The 8,273-nt window shown below is 55.4% G+C and carries 8 protein-coding genes; 7 read left to right on the plus strand and 1 reads right to left on the minus strand.

The window, feature by feature from the left end; genetic code table 11:
* Nucleotides 1-62 precede the first annotated feature (62 nt).
* Nucleotides 63-1,283, plus strand: coding sequence for an imidazolonepropionase (gene hutI, locus WCC56_RS20430; protein WP_424694144.1), 1,221 nt, complete (start codon nt 63-65; stop codon nt 1,281-1,283).
* Nucleotides 1,280-2,059, plus strand: coding sequence for an N-formylglutamate deformylase (gene hutG / locus WCC56_RS20435; protein ID WP_424694145.1), 780 nt, complete (start codon nt 1,280-1,282; stop codon nt 2,057-2,059). The genes hutI and hutG overlap by 4 nt, the downstream gene beginning before the upstream one ends.
* A gap of 38 nt (nt 2,060-2,097) precedes the next feature.
* Here hutG and hutC read toward each other — a convergent pair whose 3' ends face one another.
* Complete coding sequence (gene hutC, locus WCC56_RS20440) at nt 2,098-2,859, minus strand: histidine utilization repressor (RefSeq protein ID WP_424694146.1); 762 nt, start codon at nt 2,857-2,859, stop codon at nt 2,098-2,100.
* A 442-nt stretch (nt 2,860-3,301) separates the two neighbouring features.
* Here hutC and WCC56_RS20445 point away from each other — a divergent pair, with 442 nt between their 5' ends.
* Genes WCC56_RS20445 through WCC56_RS20465 form a run of 5 tightly spaced genes read left to right on the plus strand, consistent with a single transcriptional unit; the run spans nt 3,302 to nt 7,928 of the window.
* The gene (locus WCC56_RS20445) at nt 3,302-4,159 is read left to right on the plus strand and encodes a transporter substrate-binding domain-containing protein (protein ID WP_424694147.1); all 858 of its coding nucleotides are present in this window, start codon (nt 3,302-3,304) and stop codon (nt 4,157-4,159) included.
* A 16-nt stretch (nt 4,160-4,175) separates the two neighbouring features.
* On the plus strand, nt 4,176-4,892 hold the full coding sequence (locus WCC56_RS20450; protein ID WP_424694148.1) for an ABC transporter permease: 717 nt from the start codon (nt 4,176-4,178) through the stop codon (nt 4,890-4,892).
* A gap of 12 nt (nt 4,893-4,904) precedes the next feature.
* Nucleotides 4,905-5,648, plus strand: a complete 744-nt coding sequence (locus WCC56_RS20455) for an ABC transporter permease (RefSeq protein ID WP_424694149.1) — start codon at nt 4,905-4,907, stop codon at nt 5,646-5,648.
* A complete protein-coding gene (locus tag WCC56_RS20460) occupies nt 5,641-6,423 on the plus strand; it encodes an ABC transporter ATP-binding protein (protein ID WP_424694150.1) in 783 nt (260 codons plus the stop codon). The genes WCC56_RS20455 and WCC56_RS20460 overlap by 8 nt, the downstream gene beginning before the upstream one ends.
* Nucleotides 6,424-6,425: 2 nt before the next feature.
* Nucleotides 6,426-7,928, plus strand: coding sequence for an HAL/PAL/TAL family ammonia-lyase (locus tag WCC56_RS20465; protein ID WP_424694151.1), 1,503 nt, complete (start codon nt 6,426-6,428; stop codon nt 7,926-7,928).
* Nucleotides 7,929-8,273 lie beyond the last annotated feature (345 nt).

Genomic DNA, 8,273 nt, shown 5'->3' on the forward strand with positions numbered 1-8,273 from the left:
AGGCAATGTAGTTGTATATACATATACATACTTATGAATCAACAGTAAAGCCGGGAGAGAAGATGAGCGGTGAACTTCGCTGTGACAGCCTGTGGTACGGTGCCGATATCGTGACGATGCAGGAGGGGAAGTATAGCATCATCCCGAACGGGGCTATCGCGGTTCGTCAGGATAAGATCGTGTGGATTGGCCCGTGGAAAGACGCGAAATCTATTCGCGCCGATATTCACAACAAACTGGACGGCGGGATAGTGACGCCAGGCTTAGTTGACTGCCACACGCATCTGGTGTTTGGCGGCGACCGGAGCCACGAGTTCGAACAACGTCTGAATGGCGTCAGCTACAGCGAGATTGCTGCGCAGGGCGGGGGCATCATTTCCACGGTTACGGCCACCCGTAAAGCGTCACTGGAAGAGCTGGTGGCTGGCGCCAGTTGGCGGCTGGAAAGATTGCTGGCAGAGGGCGTCACTACCGTTGAGATCAAGTCCGGGTACGGGCTGGATCAGGAGAGTGAACTGCGAATGCTGAAAGCGATTCGCCAGTTGGCAAAACGCCATCCGGTACAGATTCGTGCTACCTGCCTGGCTGCACACGCCACACCGCCTGAATTCAAATCCGATCCGGATGGCTGGATCACCCTGATCTGCGAACAGCTGTTGCCGCAGGTCGCGCGAGAAAAACTAGCCGATGCTGTTGATGCGTTCTGCGAACATCTGGCTTTCTCTCCAGCCCAGGTTACCCGTGTATTTGAGGCCGCTCAGCGCCTTGGCATGCCGGTTAAACTCCATGCCGAACAGCTCTCCTCGCTAGGGGGTGGAGCCTTAGCCGCGAAATTTAACGCGCTGTCTGCTGACCATCTTGAATATGCGACCGAAACGGATGTGGCGGCGATGGCCGAGAGCGGCACGGTGGCTGTGTTGCTGCCCGGCGCGTTCTACCTGCTGCGTGAAAAGCAGGTGCCACCTGTCGAGTTGTTCCGCAAATACAAGGTGCCGATGGCGCTGGCCAGCGATGCCAATCCTGGCACTTCACCGGCCCTGTCCCTGCGTCTGATGCTGAATATGGGCTGTACGCTCTTCGGGATGACCCCGGAAGAAGCGCTGGCTGGAGCCACCCTTCACGGGGCAAAAGCGCTGGGCCTGGCCGATACTCAGGGATCTCTTGAGATCGGAAAATATGCTGACTTCGTTCACTGGCCGCTTAAGCGCCCGGCGGAACTGGTTTACTGGCTTGGCGGGCAATTGCCTTGTCAGGTAATTTTCAGAGGAGAGGCAATACGATGAAACCCTTCGAGTTTACGCAAGGAACCTTACCCCTGCTGTTTAGCGCCCCGCATGCTGGCACCGCGCTGACCCCGGAAGTCGAGCAGGGGCTGAGTGAGGCTGCCAGCGGCCTGCCGGACACGGACTGGCATATTCCTCAGCTGTATGATTTTGTCCGCGAGATGGGAGCCAGCGTGCTGGTGGCAAACTATTCCCGTTTTGTGATCGACATGAACCGACCGCCGGACAATGCCGCGCTGTACACCACTGCGACTACTGGCCTGTATCCTGAAACGTTGTTTGACGGCACGCCAACGTTTAAACCAGGCATGACGCCAACGGACGCCCAGCGTCAGAGCTATCTGGAGACCCTCTGGACACCTTATCATCAGCAAATCCAGCAGGAGCTGGCGCGGCTTAAGCAGAAGTTTGGCTACGCGTTGCTGTTTGATGCGCACTCCATCGCTTCGGTGATCCCGCGTTTGTTTGAAGGTAAGTTGCCGGATCTGAATTTGGGCACCAATGGCGGCTTGAGCTGTAGCCCATCAATCACTGAGGGGTTAAGTGGGATTTGTAGCGCACAGTCCAGCTTCAGCTGGGTGATGAATGGCCGGTTTAAAGGCGGCTATATCACGCGTGCATATGGCAAGCCGGAAGAGAACCAGCATGCCGTGCAGCTTGAGCTGGCACAGTGCAATTACATGGATGAAACGCCGCCGTTTAACTGGCGCGAAGACAAAGCGGCTGCGCTGCAACCGCTGCTGAAACAGATTATCGACCGCATGTTGCAACGCTAATTCCGGTAGGCCTCTTAACGCTGAGAGGCCAGTCCGTTTTAAAACGCATTCTGTGGCTGGAAACGGCCAAACATCTTATAGCGTGCGCCCGGATAGAGCAGTCGCGCGCTGGTCACCACGGTCTGTTGATGCCAGGTTCTGCGTTGAATCTGCAGGCAGGGCTCACCCACCGCAATCTGCAACAACTGCCGCTCTTCATCCGAAGCGCTGACCGCTTCCACAACGTGCTCACCCGCCGTCAACGGGGCAATCTGCGTAAGATAAGCAAAGGGCGTGCTTTGGGTAAAATCCTGCTGAAGATATTCCGGAGCGACCAAAGGATTGACCTGACGATCTTCCAACTGCACCGGTATCTCGTTATCAAAATGGATAATGCGGGAGTGGAACAGGCGAGCGCCAACGCTGATGCCAAGCGCCTGAGCGCTGACAAACTCGGCCTTTTCTTCGCGCAGGAACAGCACTTCGCTGGCGTGACGATGTCCCCGGCTGGCAATCTCATCGGCAATGTTATGCACTTCCAGCATCGGCGTGTAAGCCTTTAGCTCAGCGACAAAGGTGCCGACGCCCTGCAATCGCATCAGAAACCCTTCGCTGGTCAACTCCCTCAACGCCCGGTTAATGGTCATCCTGCTGACGCCCAGTTCACTCACCATTTCACTTTCAGAGGGAACACGCTGATGGGGTTGCCAGTGTCCGACGCGGATCAAATTAATGATGCCCTGTTTAACCTGTTGATAGAGCGGTGCGGGTTCATTGCTGAGCAGGGTAATCAATTCGGAGAGCGCTTTGTGGTCTGACACTGCGAATACCTTTTTGCGGGCTGAAGAGAAAGTGTACACAGTGTATCTGTCTGTACAACAGACATTTTTCATCCGTCGCTGCGTGATTTAGCGGGTTTTTTTGGTGCGCATTGCTTCCTTGTGGTGCAACAGGCGGCGTTGACTGCAGCGCTAACCCGCTGTTTTCTGTGGGGCGTTTCTTATTTTTCTGCAGGTTAGCAGCCGCAACAGAAATGGCATAAAAATTGCTCTGGTTGTATGTACAAGACATAACAACTGACGATAACAACCCATTAACACAGGGTGCGTCACAGTTTTGTCTTTCGTGACGGGAATAGTTAGATGATTACTTGTATATACATGACATGGCTACTTAAGGTCTGTTGCTATTCGACAGAGTAAAACTCAGGGTTCGCCGCGTCTTTCAGCCGTCGTGCGACCATTTTTCTTCCAGGAGCGCTTGATGAAACATCCCTTAGTCCGTCGGGTACTGGTTACCTCCCTTGTGACTTCAGCCTTGCTTTGCGCCCTTCCCATTCAGGCGAAAGAGTGGAAATCGATCACCATAGCTACCGAAGGCAGCTACGAACCCTGGAACATGACGCTACCAGGCGGCAAGCTCAGCGGTTTTGAGCCAGAGCTGATGGCCGATCTGTGCCAGCGCATGAAAATCAGCTGCAAGCTAGTGGTGCAGAACTGGGACGGCATGATCGCCGGTATGCAGGCCGGAAAATACGACGTGATCATGGATGCCATCGTGATCACCCCGGATCGCCGCAAGGTGATTGATTTCACTGTGCCGTACGCCTCAACGCCAGCCAGCTTTATTACCACCAAAAGCGGGGGCGTGCTGCCAGCGGGCACCGGTCCTGAAAAAATTCTCAAGCTGCATGACGATCCGAAAGAAATCGAACCGGCTATTGCCAGCCTGAAAGCGGCGCTGAAAGGTAAAACCATCGGGATTGCTTCCGGCACGGTGTATACGCCATTCATCGATAAGTACTTCAAGGATGTGGCTACCGTGCGTGAATACAACGCCTCTGCGGATGCCATTCTCGACCTGCAGGCCGAGCGTATTGATGCGGTATTTGACGATGTGACCTTTGCTAATTCCATTCTGAGCAAGCCGGAAAACAAAGACCTTCAGCTGGGCGGAACGCAACTGGGCGGCCCGATTTGGGGGGAAGGCGAGGCACTTGGCATCCGCAAATCGGATGGCGATCTGAAAGCCAAACTGGACGAAGCGATCAAAGCGGCACTGGCTGACGGCACGGTGAAAAAGCTCAGTGAAAAATGGTTTAAAACTGACGTAACGCCATAGGCGGGGAGCAGCAACAATGGCCAATCTTGGGTTTGGTGAAAATGGCTGGGGAGGCTTAATCCTTAGTGCAACGCTGACCACATTACTGCTTTCTCTGGTGGCGATGATGGTGGGGGCGGTAGTGGGCAGCGGCGTGGCGGCAGCCAAGCTTTCTCCTCGCCGTCCGGTGCGCTGGCTGGGTGACGGCTATTCAGTGATTTTCCGTGGCATTCCGGAACTGCTGATTATCTACCTGTTCTATTTTGGCGGCTCCGGGCTGATTACCCAGATTGGTCAGATGTTTGGTGCCGATGGTTTTATCGAAGTGCCGCCGTTCCTGATTGGTGCGTTGGCGATTGGGTTGATTTCCGCCTCTTATCAGGCGGAAGTGTTCCGCGCAGGCAGGCTGGCGCTGAACTCGGGTGAGATTGAGGCGGCGCAGGCCATCGGCATGCCGAAGTGGCGCATTCTGCAGCGCATTATTTTGCCTCAGGTCGTGCGTTATGCGCTGCCTGGCCTGTCCAATGTCTGGCAGATGAGTCTGAAGGATTCCGCGCTGATTTCGGTCACCGGTATCGTGGAGTTAATGCGTGCCAGTCAGGTTGCGGCGGGCTCCACACGTCAGTACTTCACCTTTTACCTGATCGGCGGCACCTGTTATCTACTTTTGACGGTGCTCTCTAACACCGCCTTTAAAAAGGCTGAACAACGGCTGGGGCGCGCACATCGAAGCCGCACTGCGGCCCACAGCTAAAGGAGAGGCCTGATGATTGATTTTGCGTTTTTAACGGACACCTTCCTCAAGCTGGCGGCGGCTCTGCCGGTGACGCTGGGGCTGTTTTTCTCTTCATTTGTGCTCGGGGGTTTTCTGGCGTTGCTGATTCTGGCGATGCGCATGAGCCGCAATCTGCTACTGAGTGGTTTCGCCCGCCTCTATATTCTGGTTTTTCGCGGTTCACCGTTGATGATCCAGCTGTTTCTGATCTATTACGGTCTGGGCCAGTTTGAAGTTATCCGCCACAGTTTTGTCTGGCCGGTGCTGCGCGAGCCGTTCTTCTGCGCAGTGGTTGCGCTGGGGCTTTGTACCGCGTCTTATACTGCCGAAATTTTCCGTGGCGGGCTGCTGGCGATCCCATCAGGCCAAATTGAAGCCGGGATGGCCTGCGGCATGTCACGCTGGTTGCTGCTGCGCCGGATTATCGCGCCAATCATGCTGCGCTATGCGCTGCCGGCCTATTCAACGGAAGCGATCCTGCTGGTGAAGTCCACCGCACTCGCCAGTCTGGTGACGGTTTGGGATGTGACCGGTGTGGCACAGCAGATTATTCAGCGCACATACCGCACGATGGAAGTGTTCATCTGCGCGGCGCTGATTTACCTGATCCTCAATTTTATCATCGTTCAAATCTACGCCTGGATTGAGCGCAGGCTGTCGCCACGCTTGCGTCCGGTAGAAGCCGATTTGCCTCTGCCCGTTCCCCCTGTGATTGCCGGAGAGAAACATGACTAATAATGCCCCGATTACCCTGTCGATGAATGACATTCGCAAGTCCTTTGGCTCGCTTGAAGTGTTAAAGGGCATCTCGCTGGAGGCCAGAAAGGGTGATGTTATCTCGATCCTCGGTGCAAGTGGTTCTGGCAAAAGTACCTTTCTGCGCTGCATTAACCTGCTCGAAACGCCGGACTCGGGCGTGGTGAGTGTGGCTGGTGAAACCATCGAGATGAAGCGTCATGCGCGTGGGCATCAGCTCGCGGCTAACCACCGTCAGGTTGAGTCTCTGCGCTCCCGGTTGGGTATGGTGTTTCAGAGCTTCAATCTGTGGTCGCATATGACCGTGCTGCAAAATGTGATTGAAGGACCGTTGTACGTATTGAAGCGCAGTAAGAAAACGTGCATTGAACAGGCAGAAAAGATCCTCGACCGTGTGGGGTTGCTGAACCGCAAAGATTTTTATCCTTCGCAGCTTTCTGGCGGCCAGCAGCAGCGCGTAGCGATTGCACGCGCGCTGGCGATGGAGCCGGAAGTGATGCTGTTTGATGAACCCACCTCAGCGCTGGACCCTGAGCTGGTAGGCGATGTGCTGAAGGTGATGCGCAGTCTGGCAGAAGAAGGCCGCACGATGCTGGTGGTCACCCATGAGATGGGATTTGCCCGTAACGTGTCAAATCGCGTGGTGTTTATGCATCAGGGGATGATTGACTGTCAGGGGACGCCGGAAGAGATGTTTGGCGAGCAAGGTTCGCCGCGTTTTCAGCAATTTATTTCCAGTCATCGGGCGGGGTAAGGATGAGCACAACGGAGCAGGTAACCTGGGGTGATTCGCGCCTGAACTGGCAGGACGTGGTGCAAGTGGCAAAATCCTCTGCCGCTTTGCAATTGAGTGACGCAGCCTGGCAGCGCATCTACTCCGCGCGCGGCATTGTCAGCCGTATCGTCGGTGACCAGCAGATAGCTTATGGCATCAACACGGGGCTGGGTGCGCTGTGCAATATCACCTTAGAAGAGGATCAGCTCAGCCAGCTGTCCCGTAATACCTTACTGAGTCATGCCTGCGGCGTAGGGCCGAAGCTGCCAGATGTGCAGGTCAGAGCCATTATCTGTGCAGCGATTGCCAATTACAGCCACGGGAAATCCGGCATTTCGCCGGAGATTGTTCAGGGTTTGCTGTCGTTGCTGAATCGCGGCATTACGCCGCAGGTGCCGACGCAAGGTTCTGTAGGTTATCTGACACATATGGCGCATGTCGGGTTGGCGCTGATTGGCATTGGCAACGTGAGTTATCGCGGCCAGAGTGTTCCGGCAACAGAGGCGCTGGCGACCGAAGATCTGCAGGTTTGCACGTTAGGGGCGAAAGATGGTCTGAGTCTGGTCAACGGCACGCCGTGTATGACCGGGCTTGCCTGTCTGGCGCTGGAAGAAGCTAGCCGGCTGTTTGCCTGGGCTGACGTGACGGGCGCGATGAGTTTTGAAGCCTTGCGCGGTCAGCAGGAGGCGTTTGATGCCGAGATTCTGGCGCTTAAAGGCAGCACCAATGTGCAACTGGTGGGCGAAAGGCTGCGGCAGTTATTGGCTGGCAGCCAGATTATTGCCGGGAGCAAAGGTATCCGCACGCAGGATGCGTTAAGCCTGCGCTCCATGCCGCAAATCCACGGCGCCAGCCGCGATCAGTTTGATTACGCGGCCCGGCAGATTGAGACCGAGCTGAATGCGGCAACGGACAATCCGCTGGTGCTGGGAACGGCAGAGAAGTGGCGAGTGGTTTCGCAGGCCAATCCGCATGGTCAATCCGTGGCATTAGCAGCCGATGCATTAGCGATCGCGGTGGCAGAAATCGGCAGCGTTGCGGAGCGCCGTCTCGATCGTTTAATCAATCCACTGGTCAGTGGATTACCGGCATTCCTGGTGGCCGAACCAGGCGTAAATTCCGGCATGATGATCGCGCAATACGTTGCCGCATCGTTATGTGGAGAGAACCGGCATCTGGCGCAGCCAGCGGTGCTGGATAATTACGTGACCTCGGGGTTACAGGAAGATCATCTGAGCATGGGCACCAGCTCCGCGTTAAAGTTGCTGAAGCTTGCAGAAAATACTGTACAGATTCTGGCCATCGAATATCTGTTAGCCGCCCAGGCGCTGGACTTCCACGACGCAGAGAAAGCAGGCGAGGGCACGCAGCGCGCCTGGCGATTGCTGAGGCAGGAAGTCGCCACCTGGAAAGAAGACCGCTGGTTAGCGCCAGAGATTGAGAAAGCGGCGCAGCTGATCCGTACCCAACAGATCACGGTGTAAAAGTTGGGAAGGGCGAGCTGGCTGGATTTGCTGGTGGCTGGTTAGGGCATGTTTGTTGTTGTGACCCTACAAGTCTTTTGAAGGTTCTGGTAACAGGTCAGGGAGAGCTTGTCTCTGTAGTGCCGAAAGTTTGAACAGTCAGGTGACAGGTCAGTCAGGTGGCAGGTCAGGGAATGTTTGTCGTTGTGACCCTGCAAGTTTTCTGAGGGTTTTTGTGACAGGTCAGGGAGAGAAGGTTGAACACAAAGACGCCGTGAATCCTCCCTGGAGGCTTAGCTGCGACGTCCATGTCGCAGATACTTTGCTTATCAACCTTCTCTCCCTTCCCATCAGCTTCAGTTTTGC

The organism is Erwinia sp. (assembly GCF_049696395.1).
In the GTDB taxonomy this organism is placed as follows: Bacteria; Pseudomonadota; Gammaproteobacteria; order Enterobacterales; family Enterobacteriaceae; genus Erwinia.

What these genes read in the sequence shown, in the direction of transcription:
- hutI (WP_424694144.1), top strand. Translation starts at nt 63, where the DNA reads ATGAGCGGTGAACTTCGCTGTGACAGCCTGTGGTACGGTGCCGATATC.
- hutG (WP_424694145.1), top strand. Translation starts at nt 1,280, where the DNA reads ATGAAACCCTTCGAGTTTACGCAAGGAACCTTACCCCTGCTGTTTAGC.
- WCC56_RS20445 (WP_424694147.1), top strand. Translation starts at nt 3,302, where the DNA reads ATGAAACATCCCTTAGTCCGTCGGGTACTGGTTACCTCCCTTGTGACT.
- WCC56_RS20450 (WP_424694148.1), top strand. Translation starts at nt 4,176, where the DNA reads ATGGCCAATCTTGGGTTTGGTGAAAATGGCTGGGGAGGCTTAATCCTT.
- WCC56_RS20455 (WP_424694149.1), top strand. Translation starts at nt 4,905, where the DNA reads ATGATTGATTTTGCGTTTTTAACGGACACCTTCCTCAAGCTGGCGGCG.
- WCC56_RS20460 (WP_424694150.1), top strand. Translation starts at nt 5,641, where the DNA reads ATGACTAATAATGCCCCGATTACCCTGTCGATGAATGACATTCGCAAG.
- WCC56_RS20465 (WP_424694151.1), top strand. Translation starts at nt 6,426, where the DNA reads ATGAGCACAACGGAGCAGGTAACCTGGGGTGATTCGCGCCTGAACTGG.